Below are 16,256 nucleotides of genomic sequence, written 5' to 3'. Positions count from 1 at the left end.
AATAGCCTTGTTGGCGTGACACCGGGGTGTGTTGCTGCTGTTGTTCGTGGCTACATTCATCCCGTGCCGCTCCGGTCAGCCGCCAGAAAAAATACGGGCGGCATCAGTTTTATTGAACAGGAGCAGGAGAATTCTGGCGGATAGCGGCAGGGAGGGGGCGGCATCCGGCTGAGTGGTCTCGGGCAGAAGTTTTTCTGCTTCCGCATGAGCCGTTTCGAGCAGTATATCGACCAGAATTTCCGCAGCCATCCGGTATTCCGGCAGGCCGGACTGGCGGCGGCCCGTCATGTCCCCGCCGCCGCGCAGGCGGAAGTCTTCATCGGCAATCAGAAAGCCGTCTTCCGTCTCGCGCAGGCAGGTCAGCCTGCGGCGGGCTGTCAGGCCCAGACCTTCATCATGCAGCATGAGGCAGTAGGACGCGGCAGACCCACGGCCCACACGCCCGCGGAGCTGGTGGAGCTGCGCCAGCCCGAAGCGCTCGGCATGTTCTATGACCATGATTGTCGCGGTGGGCACATCCACGCCCACTTCAATGACGGTCGTTGCGACCAGAATACGGGTTTTGCCCTGTGCAAACTCCTGAAGAGCCTCTTCGCGCATGTTGGCGTCCTGCCGCCCGTGCGCCAGCCCGACAATTTCGCCAAACCGGTCCAGAAGGGCTGCCTGCCGGGCTTCTGCCGCAGCAATGTCCAGAGCCTCACTTTCTGAGACCAGCGGGCAGACCCAGAAAATCTGGGCCCCTTTGCTCAGCGCCCGTGCCAGCCCTTCAATGACTTCATCCATTATGCTGATGGTGTGCAAAGAGGTGCGGACCGGTTTGCGCCCAGCCGGTTTGCCGTCCAGACGGCTGATCTGCATATCGCCAAAACGGGTGATCAGCAGGGTGCGGGGGATGGGGGTTGCCGTCATGACCAGCATGTCCGTGGCCGGTCCTTTTTCCACCAGCGCCAGACGCTGCTCCACGCCAAAGCGGTGCTGTTCATCAATCACCGCCAGCCCGAGGTCCGCGAACTTTACAGTCTCCTGCACCAGCGCATGCGTGCCGATGATCAGCTTTGCCGTGCCGTCCTCAATCTCCTGCAAGGCTTTTTTGCGGGCCTTGCCTTTGACGGAACTGGAGAGAAACGCCACAGGCACGGGGGAGAGCCGGGCAAAGGTTGCGGCATGCTGGCGGGCCAGAATTTCCGTGGGCGCCATCAGCGCCCCCTGTGTTCCGGCTTCCACCGCCCGCAGCATGGCTAGCAGAGCAACAAGCGTTTTTCCGGCTCCCACATCCCCCTGCAACAGGCGGCTCATGCGGTAGGGGGCGGCCATATCCGCTTCAATTTCAGCCAGAGCCTTTTTCTGGCCGGGCGTTGGCGCGTGGCCAAATGCGGCCAGTGCCTGCCGTTGCAGGTGGCCATCCCCCCTCAGGCTGCGGCCGGGGCGGGCGCGGGAGGCTTGCAGGGCAATCCGCGTGGCAAGCTGGTCTGCCAGAAGTTCATCACAGGCCAGACGGGCCTGCGCGCGGGTTTGCTGCGCCCGCCATGCGTCCCCGCTGGCGCTGTCCGGAATACGGTCGGGGGCGTGCATCCATGTCAGAGCTGTTGGGAAATCCGGCCAGTTTTTTTCCTCAATGAGTTTTGCCTCGTGCCATTCCGGCAGCGCGGCGGGCAGGCGGGCGAGGGCAGCCGTCATGGCCTGCCGGACATGCCCGGCAAACAGGCCCGCTGTTAGCGGCCACACAGGGTCCAGTCCGGGAATACGGTCTGCCGAGCGGGCGGGCAGGAGATAGTCCGGGGAGGTCATGCACAGGCGTTCCCCAAACCGCTCGACCTTGCCGGAGGCGACGATGGATTCGCCCTGTACGACCTTTTCCGCCTGCCATTTGGAGAAAAAAGCGAGTTCAAGCTGCCCGGTGCCGTCCGTCAGGGTTACGCGCCAAGGTTGGCGTGTGCGGGGCGCTGGTTGACGGATATCCTGCACGGTGCCGGAAACGGTTGCGATTGTCTCCGGCCTGAGTTGCGCCAGAGTCGGGCGCAGCCTGCGGTCCACCACGCTTTCCGGCAGGCAGAACAGCAGGTCCAGCACCCGTGTGCCGCCCGCAATCCGGCTTAGAAGCTTTGCCCGTGCCGTGCTGACACCCGGCAGCGTCTCCAGCGGAGCCAGCAGGCCGGACAGGCAGGCGCGGTCAAACGGAGGGGCTGCCGAAGCGGATGTGATAGGCGGGGGGCTGGACACTGGCGTAACAGAGGCCTCTGTTGGCAGGCTGACAGAAGAGAATGCCAAGGCTATAGGACACCAGCGCCATGCAACACAATTCAACCACCACGCTTCCGCCCGAACACGATTCTGAAGAGGCTCTGGCTCTCCGGCGGCGTCGCCTGCAGTTTCGTGCCTCGCATCGCGGCACGTTTGAGACCGATGCGCTGATTGGCGGCTTTGTGGAAGACAACGTCGCGAGCATGAACGCGGCAGAGCTTGCGGACATGGAAGCCATTCTGGAAATTCCGGACCCGGACCTGACAGACTGGCTGTTTGGCCGCCTGCCATTGCCGCCGGAGCGGGAGACGCCCATGTTACGCCGGATGGTTGATGCGTGCCGCGCCAAAGGAGTTGGGATAACCGGATGACGGAAGAGACGAGCGCTGAGGGCCGTATTGCGCCCATCTGGGGCGTGCCTGAAGGGTATGATGCGCTTTTGCTGGCCAGACGGGCCAGAGAACATAAAGGCCCCGTCCTGCATATTGCGCGGGATGATGCCGCAACGGCCCGGCTGGCGGATATGCTGGCCTATGTGGCGGCGGATGTGGAAACCCTGCGGTTCCCGGCGTGGGATTGCCTGCCGTATGACCGTGTTTCCCCCAATCCGGCCATTGTGGCGGAACGCGTTGCCACGCTGACCCGCCTGCTGGAACCCTCCGGGGGGCGGCCGCGTCTGGTGCTGACAACGGTGGGGGCCGTGGTGCAGCGTGTCTCCCCGCGTTCCACGTTTGAAGGCCAGTCTCTGACGGTAAAGCAGGGGGAAAGCCTTGATCAGGCTTTTCTGATCGAACTGCTGATTGCCAACGGCTACACCCGCACCGATACGGTGATGGAAGCCGGTGAATTTGCCTCCCGCGGGGGGATTTTTGATCTCTTCCCGGCGGGCGCTGCCGAGCCGGTCCGGCTGGATCTGTTTGGTGATGAAGTTGAAAATATCCGGGCGTTTGACCCCGGCACCCAGCGGTCGACTACCAAACAGGATGCGCTGACTCTCCGCCCGGTTTCAGAATTTTCGCTGGATGCCGCCAGTATCTCCCGTTTCCGCACAGGCTGGCGGGATGTTTTTGGCCCGGCTGCGGCGGCTGATCCGCTTTATGAGCATATTTCTGACGGCCGCCGTTATCCGGGCATTGAGCACTGGCTGCCACTGTTTCATGAGCAGCTGGAAACGCTGTTTGACTACCTGCCGGACGTGTCTGTCTCACTCGATTATCAGGTTGAGGATGTCTTCAGAACCCGGTTGGAGATGATTGCGGACCATTATCAGGCCCGTCGTCAGCCCGCGCGGGAAGGGGAGACCCCTTACCGGGCTCTGCCGCCGCATCTGCTGTATCTGGATTCCAAAGGCTGGGAGGCCATTCTCAGCCGTCTGCCGGTTGTGGCCTTTAGTCCGTTTGCCAAGCCCGACGGTGCGGCTGGCATGGATGTCGGCGGCCGGCCTGGCAAGATGTTTGCCAAAATCGTCCCCGGTGCCCAGCGTGAACAGGTTTTTACCCTGCTGGGAGACCAGGTGCGGGAGTGGGAGCAGGTTAAGCGCAGAACCTATGTTACCGCATGGACCAAAGGCTCGCGGGAGCGCATTGGCACATTGCTGCGGGAGCATGGTGTTGCGACCCAGAGCTATGAGGACTGGGCATCTGCCAGCAAAGCGAAGCCCGGCGCCGTCGCCCTGCTGACTCTTGGGCTGGAACGCGGTTTTGTGGCGGATGATCTGGCTTTTGTGTCCGAGCAGGATCTGCTCGGGGAACGTATTGGCCGCCCGCCGCGCCGCAGACGCCGCGCGGATGAACTGATTGCCGAAGCCGGGGAAATTTCCGCAGGCGATCTGGTTGTGCATCAGGATTACGGGATTGGCCGGTATGACGGGCTGGAGACAGTCAGCGTCGGCGTTGCTCCGCATGACTGCCTGCGTCTGCTCTATGATGGCGGGGAGAAGCTGTATCTCCCGGTTGAAAATATCGAACTGCTGAGCCGCTTTGGCTCTGATCAGGCCGGTGTGCCGCTGGACAAGCTGGGCGGCGTGGCCTGGCAGGGCCGCAAGGCCAAGATGAAGCAGCGTATCCGGGACATGGCCGGAGAGCTGATCCGCACCGCTGCTGCCCGCGCCCTGAAGGAAGCCCCCGTTCTGGCTCCGACGGAGGGGCTGTGGGATGAATTCTGTGGCCGCTTCCCGTTTGTGGAAACGGATGATCAGTCCCGCGCCATTGCCGATGTGCTGGATGATATGAGTTCAGGCCGCCCGATGGACCGGCTTGTCTGCGGGGACGTAGGCTTCGGGAAAACCGAGGTAGCGCTCCGTGCCGCCTTTGTGGCCGCCATGTCTGGCGGGCAGGTGGCCGTTGTGGTGCCGACAACGCTTCTGGCGCGGCAGCATTACCGGACCTTTGCCGCACGGTTTGAGGGGTTCCCCATCAAGGTGGCGCAGTTGTCCCGTATGGTGACGGGGAAGGAAGCTACCGCCGTACGCAAGGGGCTGGCGGATGGGTCCGTCAATATCGTCATTGGCACCCATGCGCTTCTGGCCAAGACGGTACAGTTTGCCTCGCTGGATCTACTGATTATTGATGAAGAACAGCATTTTGGTGTGGGGCATAAGGAAAAGCTGAAGGCGCTGCGGGAGGACGTGCATGTGCTCACGCTTTCCGCCACGCCATTGCCTCGCACATTGCAGCTCTCTCTTTCCGGCGTGCGGGAAATGAGCCTGATAGCAACCCCCCCGACCGACCGTCTGGCCGTGCGCACCTTTATCATGCCGTTTGATAGTGTGGTCATTCGTGAGGCCATCCAGCGTGAGCGCTTCCGGGGCGGGCAGATTTTCTGTGTGGCGCCCCGCATTGAGGATCTGGACCGTCTGGCCGAGCGGGTGAGCACCATCGTGCCGGATGCCAAGGTGGTGCAGGCGCATGGCCGCCTGACGCCAACCGACCTTGAGCGGGTGATGACGGAATTCTCGGATGGCAAATATGACATTCTGCTCTCCACCAATATTGTGGAAAGCGGGCTGGATATGCCTGCGGTCAATACGCTGATTATCCACCGGGCCGATATGTTTGGCCTTGGGCAGCTTTATCAGCTCCGGGGGCGTGTGGGGCGCGGCAAGCAGCGTGGCTACGCCTATCTGACATGGCCGCAGACGCATACGCTTTCTGCCTCTTCCGAAAAGCGGCTGGAAGTGATGCAGACGCTGGATACGCTGGGTGCGGGCTTCACGCTGGCCTCGCACGATCTGGACCTGCGCGGGGCCGGGAACCTGCTGGGGGATCAGCAGTCCGGCCATGTGCGGGAAGTCGGGATCGAACTCTACCAGCAGATGCTGGAAGATGCGGTGGCCGACCTCAGGAATGAAACCAGCCGCAGGCGGGCGGAAGACCGGGACTGGACGCCGAATATTATTGTCGGTCTGCCAGTCCTGATCCCCGACGCCTATGTGCCGGACCTGCCGGTGCGGCTTGGATTGTATCGGCGTATCAGCGGCCTTGGGTCAGACGCGGAGCTGGAAGCTATGGAAGCCGAACTGGTGGACCGCTTTGGCACGCTACCACCAGAAGTGAAGAACCTTCTCGATATTGTCGACCTCAAGCGCCTCTGCCGCGCCGCGGGTGTGGAGCGTCTGGAAGCGGGGCCCAAAGGCATGGTGCTGCAATTCCGCAATAACAGCTTCAGGAACCCGGCGGGGCTGGTGCAGTGGATGGGCCGCTGGAAAGATGGCGCTGTTCGCCTGCGGCCTGACCATAAAATGGCGGTGGTGCGGGAGCTGACCAATACGCAGCGTATCGACCTTGCCCGCCGCGTGTTGCGGGATCTGGTTAAGCTGACAAAGAAGGTCGCGGCGGAGGCGGCCTGAGTCTGCCTTTTGTCTTCCGCCTACTCGGCGGCGCCTTCATCAGGGGCTGCGTCCGGGTCCGGGTGAAGCGGAATGCCGCGTCGGGCCAGTGCTTCCTTGAGGAGGACTTCAATCTGGGCATTCACGCTGCGCAGGTCGGCGGCTGCGCAGCGGCGGATGGCGGCCAGTAACTTAGGGTCAAGCCGCAGCGCGAAGGCGGCTTTCTCCGGTCCGCGCGGTCTGCCCCTGCGGTTGTCTTCCGTCACGAATACAGCGTGCCTGCGTTGACAACAGGGGTCACGTCTCTGTCCCCGACCAGAACAACCAGCAAATTAGAGACCATGGCGGCTTTCCGCTCGGCGTCCAGCACTCCGTCAAGGCGCTCTTCAAGTTCGTTAAGCGCCTGCTCGACAATATTGACAGCGCCAGATGTAATGGTGCGCCGGGCGGCGATAACGGCACTTGCTGCCTGCTTGCGGAGCATTGTTGCGGCAATCTCAGGCGCATAGGCAAGGTGGGACAGGCGTGCGTCCTGAACAACCAGCCCGGCCAGCGCCATCCGTTCCCGCAGATCAGCGGTGAGAATGGCCGTCAGACGGTCTCCTCCATCACGCAGCGAGAGAACGCCGCCTTCTGGCAGGGGGAGCGGCTCTGCCTGCCGTGCGGCGTGGCTCTGTGCGTATTCATCTTCATCATAGGGGTACCGGCTGGCGAGGCTGCGCAGGGCCGTCTCTCCCTGTGCCGTCACGTAGCGGGAATAATTTTCCACATCAAAGATCGCGCGGGCAGCCTGCTCCACCCGCCATGTCAGCACCATGCCGATTTCGACGGGATTGCCAGAAGCGTCATTCACTTTCAGCGGGCCAATCTCCTGCGTGACCAGCCGCAGCGTGACGCGCTTGCGCAGAGCAAACGGGTTGATGAACCAGAAGCCATCCCGGTTCAGGGTTCCGGAATATTTTCCAAGGAATGTCAGTACAGAGGCTTCATTGGGTTGCAGGGTTACAAACCCACGCAGCAGGATGGCTGCGGCCCCCCAGAACAGGGCTGTGCCCGCGACCCCCGCAGGCGTCTCTCTGGCCGCAAGCTGGCAGACCAGACCTCCCGCCGCGAGGATGAGGACAACGCCCGCACCGACAAATCCGGAGAGCGCCCATGGTCTGGTTTCTGTCGTGCTCATTGTCAGATCATTCCCTGTTTTCTGATATATTAATGATATCAAAAAATAGGGCGGCAAACAACGTCATTCAGAGGGAAGGGAGCAGGGATTCCCGTAAATCCCGAAAAACCTGCCCCTCCGGTTTGGCTCTGTAACGCTCAGTGCAGAGGGAGCGGGAACCCGTTTACTGTCAGCACGCCGCCCTGCCAAACCGTATTCCATACATTCACATCGTTCTGGGCGTGGCTGACCAGCCGGGCGAGGACGAGTCCGGCGGCCAGCTTCATCTGTCTGGCATCACGGGCTTTTTCAATCAGCGCTTCCAGATTGCTGATTTCCAGATGGCCGGAGGCGGTGGTGGCGTTGACGTCACCCGTGAGGGTGGCCGTGCCGTTGCCTTTCAGGTGCACGGTGTCCAGCACCGCATCAAAGCTGGAAATGGTGACATGGACCGCAGGGGCAGCCGAGGCCCGGCCCCCGATGGCGGCCATCAGTGCAGGAAGCTCGGACGCCGGGAGAGAGAACGCAGCATAGGCGGAAGAGGGGAGCAGGGCCTCATTGCTAATGCCCTGAAAGCTCATGCCGGACAGGGCCAGCGTTGCCGCGCTGGTATGGGCCGATGTGCTGCCATCGACCTTGAAATGCGCTGTGCTGCTGTTCACGCGGCTGGAGCCGTGGGTCAGAACCGCATTGGTCCATGTAATGTCATACCCGCCGCCTGCTTTAAGAGTCGTCGCGGCGATTTTCCCCTGCTGGGCCAGCCAGTCCGAGCACGCGGTATTGTGACGCCCCGTGATGGCGGACATCAGCAGGAGCGAGGCGGCATCCGCCTGATCATGCGCAGCCTCGGCGGTGCCGCCCGTCAGCGTCATTTTGCTGGCGGTCAGGCCACCGCTGCCGTCTGGTGCGTGCACCACCACGTTTTCATACGTCACGCCATGCGCGCTGTCCTGCGTCGCACCGTGCGTAATCACGGCGCAGGCGGCCGGAGGGGCTGAGGCCTGCGTTGCCCGGAGCGGCACAACGGCGGCGCAAAGACCAAGGCTCATAAGTATGAGACCAGCGGGGGAAGGAATGGTGTTGTGTTTCATTTGATCGTAAAGGTGGCGTAAGCGGGTGCCGGGTGCAATCGGGATCTTAAGAATAATACAGATTTCACGGCGTCCTGCGCGCAAACTTCTGTCACAATCAAAAAGAGCCACAGCAGATGTTGAGACTGGACCCTTTTCTCCTCGGCCTGATCTGTACCATTTTCCTGGCGACAGTCCTGCCCTGTCATGGCGCTGCTGTGCCGGTTTTTCAGTGGCTTGCGATTATTGTCATTGCCGTGATGTTTTTCCTGCAAGGCGCGCGGCTCTCCCGCAAGGCGGTGGTGGACGGCGTGATGGCCTGGCGGCTGCATCTGATTATCCTGGCGTGCACATTTGTGCTGTTCCCGCTGCTGGGGCTGGCCGCTCATGCTCTGGCGCCGGGGCTTTTACAGAATGACGTCTGGATGGGCGTGCTGTTTCTGTGCTGCCTGCCGTCCACTGTGCAGTCTTCCATTGCCTTCACCTCCATTGGCGGTGGCAATGTGCCAGCGGCGGTCTGTGCCGCGACGGCGTCCAACATTGCCGGGATTTTTATCACGCCTTTTCTGGTCGGACTGGTTCTCAGCAAACATGGCGGCTCGTCCGGCAATGTCCTGAATATTGTTTTCCAGCTTCTTCTGCCCTTTCTTCTGGGCCAGTTGCTTCAGCCGTGGATCGGGGGGTGGGCGCACCGCAACAAAAAGCTGCTTTCCCTCACGGACCGTGGGTCTATTCTGATTGTGGTCTACACGGCCTTCAGTGAGGCTGTGATGCAGGGCCTGTGGCACCGCCTGCCGCTCAGCCAGCTTGGGCTGATTGCGCTGGTGGATTTTCTGCTGCTTGTCTGTGTGCTGCTGATTACCGCTTATGGCAGCCGTATGGCGGGTGTGCCGCTGCGTGATGAGATTGCCATTGTGTTCTGTGGCTCCAAAAAAACGCTGGCGTCAGGCGTGCCGATGGCCAACGTGCTGTTCCCTGCATCCTCTGTCGGGCTTATCGTCCTGCCGCTGATGATCTATCACCAGATCCAGTTGTTCGTCTGTGCGGTGCTGGCCCGAAAGTTTGCCCGCATGACGCAGGAAAGCGCGGAACGCCTGCCAGCGGCAGGAGAGCCGCAAAAGGAGTAAGACGTGGCGGGGCTTGATCCGGAAAACTGGGACGCATTACGGGCACTTGGACACCGGATGCTGGATGAAATGCTGGATAACGTCCAGACCGTGGCCTCCGGCCCCGTCTGGCAGCCTATGCCTCCCGCTGTGCGGCAGGCGTTCCGGGGCGCAGAGCTGCCGGTACAGGAAACCTCTCTGACCGCGCTGTATGAGCAGTTTGCACAGTCCGTCGTGCCTTACGCGACAGGCAACCGGCACCCCCGGTTTATGGGATGGGTGCATGGTGGCGGTACAGCGCAGGGGATGCTGGCCGAGTTACTGGCTGCGGGCCTGAACGCCAATCTGGGCGGCCGGGACCACGCGCCGATTGAAGTGGAGCGGATGGTGATCCGCTGGGCCGCGACCATGCTGGGCTTTCCGGAAACAGCGACGGGCGTTCTGGTAACTGGTTCTTCCATGGCCAACTTCATTGCCGTGATTACTGCCAGCCGCGCAGTACCGGGTGGTCTGGAAATGCGGAGCGCGGGACTGGCCGGGCGCAGGCTGGTTGGGTACGCCGCTCAGACGGCCCATGGCTGTATTGCCCGTGCGTTTGATATGGCCGGACTGGGTACGCAGGCCCTCAGCCGCGTGCCGGTGGATGCGGACTTCCGGATGGATCTCGCGGCGTTGCGCCGCATGGTGGCGGAAGACCGGGCTGCCGGGCTGGAGCCATTTGTAGTGGTGGGCACTGCCGGGACAGTCGATACCGGCTCTGTTGACCCGCTGGCGGCGCTGGCGGATTTTGCTGAAGCCGAGGCGCTCTGGTTCCATGTAGACGGCGCGTTTGGTGCCATGGCCCGCCTTTCTCCGGAACATGCTCCGGCTCTGACAGGCATGGAGCGTGCCAACAGCATTGCGTTTGACTTCCATAAATGGGCGCAGACACCGTATGACGCCGGATGCATTCTTGTGCGGGAAGAGGGGTGGCAGGCAGCGGCTTTTGCGCAGTCTCTGGCCTATCTCTCGCGCGAAGACCGTGGACTGGCGGCCGGGGCTCCGTGGTTTTGTGATCTCGGGCCGGACCTCTCGCGTGGGTTCCGTGCGCTCAAGGTCTGGTTCACGCTGGCGTCCTTCGGGACGGAACGACTGGGGCAGATGGTGTCACACTGCTGCGCTGTGGCGCAGCATCTGGCCGCACGGGTGCAGGCAACGCCCTGTCTTGAACTGCTGGCCCCTGTCACGCTCAACATTGTCTGCTTTCGCGTTGTTGCGCCGGGCGTGGATGAAGAGAGGCTAAATGGAGAACTGGTGAAAGACCTGCATGAAAGTGGGGTTGCCGCGCCTTCAACCACCATTGTGCATGGCAAGCGCGCCATTCGGGCCGCAATCGTCAATCACCGCACAATAGACGCAGATGTTGATCTGATGCTGGAAACGCTGCTGAAACTGGCCGAGAAACGCCTTGGACATACGCTGGAACGTCAGGCGGCTTAAACGGGAGGCGCAGACGCGCCTGAAAAAGTAGTGTTGGAGAACGAGAAAAGGTAATTTCGAATACTCACATCAGGGGTATTTAAGAGCCTGCGATGAGGGGGGTGAGTCTCCTGTGGGTTCTTTTTCCCTGTTCTTTATTCTTGCAGATATCGTGAAAAGCGTCCTGTTATCCGGATCAAAGCCACAGAAAAACTCAATGTTCTTTATGAGAAATGATTTGGAAATGGGTGAAAAATGGCCCATTTCCAAAAATGTCATTGATAAAATCACAAGTTTTTCTGGTGGCGGTGGCGCAAATATATCTCTTTTTTGAGAATGTATTCATGTTCGTTGCTCTGTTGTCCTTTGAAAAAATCGGCATTTTCAAGGGTGTTCGCTCTGAAAAAACCCAGTTTTTCAAGGAGTAAGATAGATCCAGTGTTGCGCGTATCTACAAATGCTCGTGCGGTTGTGACGTCTTTTCGGTCAAAGATATTTTCAAGCGTTTGAGTGACCGCCTCAGATCCAATGCCTTTGCGCCAAAATGCGGGAAAAACATGATACCCTATAAGGGCATCTTTCCCTGTAATCGTGGCCTGAGTATAGCCTGCGGCAACCTTGTTGCTTCCATATCGGATAACCCAGTTTAGCCAGATTTCATGGGCATCTGGCGGCCCTCCGGATGCGAGCATCTGATAGCGTTCACGGAGAGTTTCAGGCGTGTCCGGAGGTGTATCAGGAATAAACTGATAGGCTTTCGCATCTGATAACCCGGGGAACATTTCTTCCGCATCTTTAGGCCGTAACGGTACGAGAGAAATATTGTTATTGAGATGTCGTTTTTGAGCCATTCTATGGTTTTATACGGACTGTCTTTATTGACAAGATCACTGTCCTGAAGGCAGGAAATTCTCAGAGCCAAAGTAACAGAGGAGGGCACGATCATGATCATGAGTCTCGCTATTGTTCCTTTCCGTCGTTCTGGGCTCTTTCCCGTTTAAAGGGCGGTCGGCGGAATTCAATTTCGCCACGAAAGACAAAAAATCTGACCATACTCACATCTTATGGCTGGAACGCTGCGACCATGTGCGCGGTTCAGCAGGTATCTGGACGTGCTCAGCTTCCCGGTCGCGTTATTTCTCAGCAGCGTCATTATCTCACCGTCGTAACGGCAGCAGGGCTGTTACAGGCGGATATTGCCGGGCGGTTGCTACATACGTCCGCCCCGCTGGAAAGGCCAGTCATCGGGGATTGGGTGATGTGTTCGCCACGTAAGAGCGAACAGCGCGCAACGATCCACAGCGTATTGCCACGTTCGACGTGTTTCGTCCGCAAGGAAGTCGGTAAACGGACCGGTTCACAGGTCATAGCGGCCAATATTGATGTGGCATTTCTCGTTATGACGATGGGGGAAGATTTTAATCTCTCTCGCCTTGAGCGTTATCTGACTTTGACAAAAGAGAGCGGGGCCACCCCCGTTATCATACTGACTAAAGCGGATATGTGCGATAATCCGCAAGCATGTATGCAGGCGGTCAGAGCATGCGCTCCGACTACTGATATCCAGATAGTCTCCGCTTTTGATGGAACGGGTATTGAGCACACCGCCTTATATCTAACCGGACACAGAACAGGCGTGATGGTCGGCAGTTCGGGGGCTGGAAAATCAACTCTGCTGAACGCGTTCTTAGAAACGGACTATGCCGCAACGGGGCATGTGTCGCCATTTGCGGAAAAAGGACGCCACACGACGACACATCGCGAACTGGTTCGTCTTCCTTCGGGAGGGTTGCTCATTGATACGCCGGGAATGCGTGAGCTCGGAATGGTCGGCGCGGATAAGAGTATTGACGAAAGCTTTAGTGACTTTACGTCGCAGATTGAGCGAATTGCGCAGCAATGTCGTTTCCGAAACTGTCAGCATCAGGCGGAGCCTGACTGTGCTGTAAGGGTTGCCCGTGCAGACGGCAGAATCGACAGTCGACGCTGGAATAACTGGCTCAAATTAAAACGGGAGGGTGCTTATCAGACCGAGAAAGAAGACCCGGAATCCAGGAGAGCCAAACGACGCGAGCAGGTTAGGCTTAATCGACAGTCACGATCATTGAGACGAAATGATTAATTCGACTGAGAAAATCGGCTTCCTTGTGCCGTCTGCCTGAGGAGTTATCCGATCATCAACGTCTTCCGGGTTGAGAAGATCCTTATCGTTACTTCGTGACCCGGAAGGCCTTCAGCCTCTTCAGAGCTCCCGGCTGTCAGCTTATTATTCCTCTTTTGGGTGAGGGGGGGACACATTTGAGGAACTGGCACCCAGAACACAGGGAAAGCAACCATGTTCTTGCCTTTGTGTTTTGGACGCGGAGACTTGAGGGGTTACGTCTGCGGGGCGTGTTTAAGCTCTTGCGCCCCTGCCGCGTCGACCTGGGAGGTTCTGCTTTTCATCAAACAGGCCGGAGAGGGCCTGTAGCATGGTGCCGCCCAGTTCTTCCGCGTCGGTAATTGTCACGGCGCGCTGGTAATACCGGCCGACGTCATGGCCGATCCCGATGGCTGTCAGTTCGACCGGGCTGCGGTCTTCAATCTGATGAATAACGGCCCGCAGATGGTCTTCCAGATAGGATGCCGGATTAACGGACAACGTACTGTCATCCACCGGCGCGCCGTCTGAAATGACCATCAGGATTTTGCGCGCTTCCGGCCGCCCCCGGATGCGTTTCCATGCCCAGAGCAGAGCTTCCCCGTCGATATTTTCCTTCAGCAGTCCCTCGCGCAGCATCAGACCTAGATTAGGGCGCGCCCGCCGCCAGGGCATGTCCGCAGCTTTGTAGATAATGTGCCGCAGATCATTCAGGCGTCCCGGTTCTGCGGGTTTGCCGTCTTTTACCCACTGCTCACGGCTCTGGCCGCCTTTCCATGCGCGCGTGGTAAAACCCAGAATTTCCACTTTCACGCCGCAGCGTTCCAGTGTGCGGGCCAGAATATCCCCGCAGGAGGCGGCGACTGAAATGGGGCGGCCCCGCATGGAGCCGGAGTTATCAACCAGCAGCGTAACAACCGTATCGCGGAACTCCGTCTCGCGCTCCCGTTTGTAGGACAGTGAGAGCATGGGGTTGACCACAATGCGGGAGAGGCGGCCTGCATCCAGCATGCCGTCATCAAGATCAAACTCCCAGGAGCGCGTCTGCTGCGCCATCAGGCGACGTTGCAGCTTGTTGGCAAGGCGGGAGACAACGCCATGCAGCGTGGCCAGTTGCAGATCAAGCTGGTGGCGCAGGCGGTTCAGTTCCTCCGGGTCACACAGATCTTCGGCTTTGATTTCTTCATCAAACGCGGTGGTGTAGGCGTGATAGCTGCCTGCGGTTTCTCCGGCTTCGCGTTCCGGGTTGCTGCCGGGGCCTGCGGCTTCCCCCGTGCCATCCGCGCCTGCGCCTTCCCGTTCTTCTTCCAGCCCTTCCGGGGAGGTCTCTCCGCCGCCGCCAATCAGTTCAGGCTGCGGGACTGGCTCGGAAGAAGAATCCGGCTCCGGTGGAGCGTTTTCTTCCTGAGCCTCCGGAGGCGGAGCCGTGCTGTCATCTTCATTCGCCGCAGAGTCGGAGCCGTTTTCATCCGCTTCCATCTCGTCCGACGGAGCGTCATCGTCTGTCAGGGAGCAGGCTGCGAGCAGCTTGCGTGTGGCTCTGGCATAGGCTGTCTGGTCATCCTGAGTGAGTGCAAGATTTTCCAGCGCGGTTTGCGCCTGAGGGGAGAGTGCGACCTGCCATTTGCGCAGGATGGGCTGTGCGGACTCAGGAGCCGGTTCGCCTGTCAGCCGCTCACGGGCCAGCAGTTCGAGTGCTACTGCGGGGGAGAGTTCGTCAGGGTCTGTAATCCGGTCCAGCCCGGCTGCCTGACACTCTTTTTCCAGCCTGTAGCGCAGGTTGGCGGCAACACCCCGCATATGGCGTGCGCCGACAGACTCAATCCGGGCCTGTTCCAGAGCATCATAGACGTCCCGCGCTACCGTATCCTCTGGCTGGCGGGCACGGTGCAGGTCAAAATCGTGGTGTTTCAGGCGCAGGGCCTGCGCATCAGCCGCCCCGCGAATACGTTCGATTTCTTCCGCATCCATATGGCGGGAGGGCTGGGGGAGGCGGATTTTTCCGGCAAGGCTGATCGGCCCCACAGGCATGTTGCCTGTGTGGAATGAAACATCCGTATCCCGCTGGCCGCCAATCGCGCGCAATGTTGCCGCTGTGGCTTGCTTGAACGCATCCACTCTGGTCTGCCCGGACTCGCTGGCTGGCCGGTTATGGCCAGACGGTGGAGCGTGCGCTCCCTTCCTGCTGTCAGCCATTGATAAAGCCGCTCTCCGTTTGTGCTTCAGGCCCGCTTACCGGGGCAGGGGACTTTTGTTGAAGCAGCGCTGATAATACTCGGCCACCATACCGCGTTCCGCCTCGTCACATTTGTTGAGGAACGTCACGCGGAAGGCAAACGCCGTGTCCTTGAAGATTTTCTCGTTTTCCGCCCACGCAATGACGGAGCGTGGAGACATGACGGTGGAAAGGTCTCCGGCCATAAATCCGGCGCGGGTCAGTTCGGCCAGCGCCACCATGCTTTCAATCGTGCGGCGGGCTTCTTTATCATCCGGGCTGATGCCCATGCGGGACAGGACAATGCCGACTTCCTGCGCATGGGGCAGATAATTCAGGGATGTGACGATGTTCCAGCGGTCCATCTGGCCCTGATTGATCTGCTGCGTGCCATGATACAGGCCGGTCGTGTCCCCCAGACCAATGGTGTTGGCAGTTGCAAACAGGCGGAACCACGGATGCGGTTTGATCACGCGGTTCTGATCCAGCAGCGTAAGCTGGCCTTCCACTTCCAGCACGCGCTGAATGACGAACATCACATCCGGGCGGCCCGCGTCATATTCATCAAAAACCAGTGCGCAAGGGTGCTGGAGACACCAGGGGAGCAGGCCTTCCTGAAATTCGGTAATTTGCTGGCCGTCCCGCACCACAATGGCGTCCTTGCCGATCAGATCAATACGCGAGACATGGCTGTCCAGATTGATGCGGACGCAGGGCCAGTTCAGTCGCGCGGAAATTTGTTCGATATGCGAGGATTTCCCGGTGCCGTGGAAGCCCTGCACCATCACGCGGCGGTTGAAGGCAAATCCTGCCAGAATGGCCAGTGTGGTGTCATGATCAAACAGGTAGGCGGAATCAATCTCCGGCACATGCTCTGTGCGGATGGAGAAGGCCGGAACCATCATGTCGGACTCGATGCCAAACACCTCGCGCACAGAAACCTGAAGGTCAGGCGCAGAAAGAGCTGAAATCGGGGGAAGAGCGCCTGTGGTGCTCAGGCTGGCAGAATCAGTCATTCTTTATCCGTCTGGTAGGTGGAGC

General features: G+C 59.8%; 12 protein-coding genes. 5 read left to right on the top strand and 7 right to left on the bottom strand.

The features are described from left to right. Window positions 1-75 precede the first annotated feature (75 nt). Window positions 76-2,220, bottom strand: a complete 2,145-nt coding sequence (recG, locus tag KP699_RS03480) for an ATP-dependent DNA helicase RecG (protein WP_215761653.1) — start codon at window positions 2,218-2,220, stop codon at window positions 76-78. Window positions 2,221-2,288: 68 nt separating this feature from the next. Between recG and KP699_RS03475 the strand changes: the two genes are divergently transcribed. Both KP699_RS03475 and mfd read left to right on the top strand, forming a co-directional pair. Then, window positions 2,289-2,612, top strand: a complete 324-nt coding sequence (locus tag KP699_RS03475) for a succinate dehydrogenase assembly factor 2 (protein WP_025828816.1) — start codon at window positions 2,289-2,291, stop codon at window positions 2,610-2,612. Beyond that, complete coding sequence (mfd, locus tag KP699_RS03470; RefSeq protein ID WP_215761643.1) at window positions 2,609-6,088, top strand: transcription-repair coupling factor; 3,480 nt, start codon at window positions 2,609-2,611, stop codon at window positions 6,086-6,088. Before KP699_RS03475 ends, mfd begins: the two co-directional genes overlap by 4 nt. Before the next feature lie 20 nt (window positions 6,089-6,108). Here mfd and KP699_RS03465 read toward each other — a convergent pair whose 3' ends face one another. The 3 genes from KP699_RS03465 to KP699_RS03455 form a co-directional block, all read right to left on the bottom strand. After that, window positions 6,109-6,333, bottom strand: coding sequence for a hypothetical protein (locus tag KP699_RS03465; protein ID WP_215761642.1), 225 nt, complete (start codon window positions 6,331-6,333; stop codon window positions 6,109-6,111). Continuing rightward, window positions 6,330-7,247, bottom strand: a complete 918-nt coding sequence (locus tag KP699_RS03460) for an SPFH domain-containing protein (RefSeq protein ID WP_215761641.1) — start codon at window positions 7,245-7,247, stop codon at window positions 6,330-6,332. Before KP699_RS03460 ends, KP699_RS03465 begins: the two co-directional genes overlap by 4 nt. A gap of 137 nt (window positions 7,248-7,384) precedes the next feature. Further along, window positions 7,385-8,275, bottom strand: coding sequence for a hypothetical protein (locus KP699_RS03455; RefSeq protein WP_215761640.1), 891 nt, complete (start codon window positions 8,273-8,275; stop codon window positions 7,385-7,387). A 158-nt stretch (window positions 8,276-8,433) separates the two neighbouring features. Here KP699_RS03455 and KP699_RS03450 point away from each other — a divergent pair, with 158 nt between their 5' ends. After that, window positions 8,434-9,423, top strand: a complete 990-nt coding sequence (locus KP699_RS03450; protein ID WP_025828809.1) for a bile acid:sodium symporter family protein — start codon at window positions 8,434-8,436, stop codon at window positions 9,421-9,423. Between the two features lie 3 nt (window positions 9,424-9,426). After that, window positions 9,427-10,881: an aspartate aminotransferase family protein gene (locus tag KP699_RS03445; protein WP_215761639.1), complete on the top strand. Its 1,455-nt coding sequence runs from the start codon at window positions 9,427-9,429 to the stop codon at window positions 10,879-10,881. Window positions 10,882-11,147: 266 nt separating this feature from the next. Here the strand turns inward: KP699_RS03445 and KP699_RS03440 are convergent, their stop codons facing one another. Then, on the bottom strand, window positions 11,148-11,711 hold the full coding sequence (locus KP699_RS03440; protein WP_215761638.1) for a GNAT family N-acetyltransferase: 564 nt from the start codon (window positions 11,709-11,711) through the stop codon (window positions 11,148-11,150). A gap of 233 nt (window positions 11,712-11,944) precedes the next feature. Between KP699_RS03440 and rsgA the strand changes: the two genes are divergently transcribed. Continuing rightward, entirely contained in the window at window positions 11,945-12,982 is a 1,038-nt protein-coding gene (gene rsgA, locus KP699_RS03435) for a ribosome small subunit-dependent GTPase A (protein ID WP_215761637.1), read from the top strand. Window positions 12,983-13,255: 273 nt separating this feature from the next. On the opposite strand, the gene cobT is transcribed toward rsgA, so the two are convergent. Both cobT and KP699_RS03425 read right to left on the bottom strand, forming a co-directional pair. Continuing rightward, entirely contained in the window at window positions 13,256-15,196 is a 1,941-nt protein-coding gene (cobT, locus tag KP699_RS03430; RefSeq protein WP_215761636.1) for a cobaltochelatase subunit CobT, read from the bottom strand. 36 nt (window positions 15,197-15,232) lie between these two features. Continuing rightward, window positions 15,233-16,231, bottom strand: a complete 999-nt coding sequence (locus tag KP699_RS03425) for an AAA family ATPase (protein ID WP_077930009.1) — start codon at window positions 16,229-16,231, stop codon at window positions 15,233-15,235. Between the last annotated feature and the right edge of the window lie 25 nt (window positions 16,232-16,256).

This window comes from Acetobacter sp. P1H12_c (genome assembly GCF_018811975.1).
Classification (GTDB): Bacteria; Pseudomonadota; Alphaproteobacteria; order Acetobacterales; family Acetobacteraceae; genus Acetobacter; species Acetobacter persici.
Note: the sequence above shows the minus strand (reverse complement) of the source record. Positions and strands in the feature narration are given on the sequence as shown.

What these genes read in the sequence shown, in the direction of transcription:
- KP699_RS03475 (WP_025828816.1), top strand. Translation starts at nt 2,289, where the DNA reads ATGCAACACAATTCAACCACCACGCTTCCGCCCGAACACGATTCTGAA.
- mfd (WP_215761643.1), top strand. Translation starts at nt 2,609, where the DNA reads ATGACGGAAGAGACGAGCGCTGAGGGCCGTATTGCGCCCATCTGGGGC.
- KP699_RS03460 (WP_215761641.1), bottom strand. Translation starts at nt 7,247, where the DNA reads ATGAGCACGACAGAAACCAGACCATGGGCGCTCTCCGGATTTGTCGGT.
- KP699_RS03455 (WP_215761640.1), bottom strand. Translation starts at nt 8,275, where the DNA reads ATGAGCCTTGGTCTTTGCGCCGCCGTTGTGCCGCTCCGGGCAACGCAG.
- KP699_RS03450 (WP_025828809.1), top strand. Translation starts at nt 8,434, where the DNA reads ATGTTGAGACTGGACCCTTTTCTCCTCGGCCTGATCTGTACCATTTTC.
- KP699_RS03440 (WP_215761638.1), bottom strand. Translation starts at nt 11,711, where the DNA reads ATGGCTCAAAAACGACATCTCAATAACAATATTTCTCTCGTACCGTTA.
- rsgA (WP_215761637.1), top strand. Translation starts at nt 11,945, where the DNA reads ATGTGCGCGGTTCAGCAGGTATCTGGACGTGCTCAGCTTCCCGGTCGC.
- cobT (WP_215761636.1), bottom strand. Translation starts at nt 15,196, where the DNA reads ATGGCTGACAGCAGGAAGGGAGCGCACGCTCCACCGTCTGGCCATAAC.
- KP699_RS03425 (WP_077930009.1), bottom strand. Translation starts at nt 16,231, where the DNA reads ATGACTGATTCTGCCAGCCTGAGCACCACAGGCGCTCTTCCCCCGATT.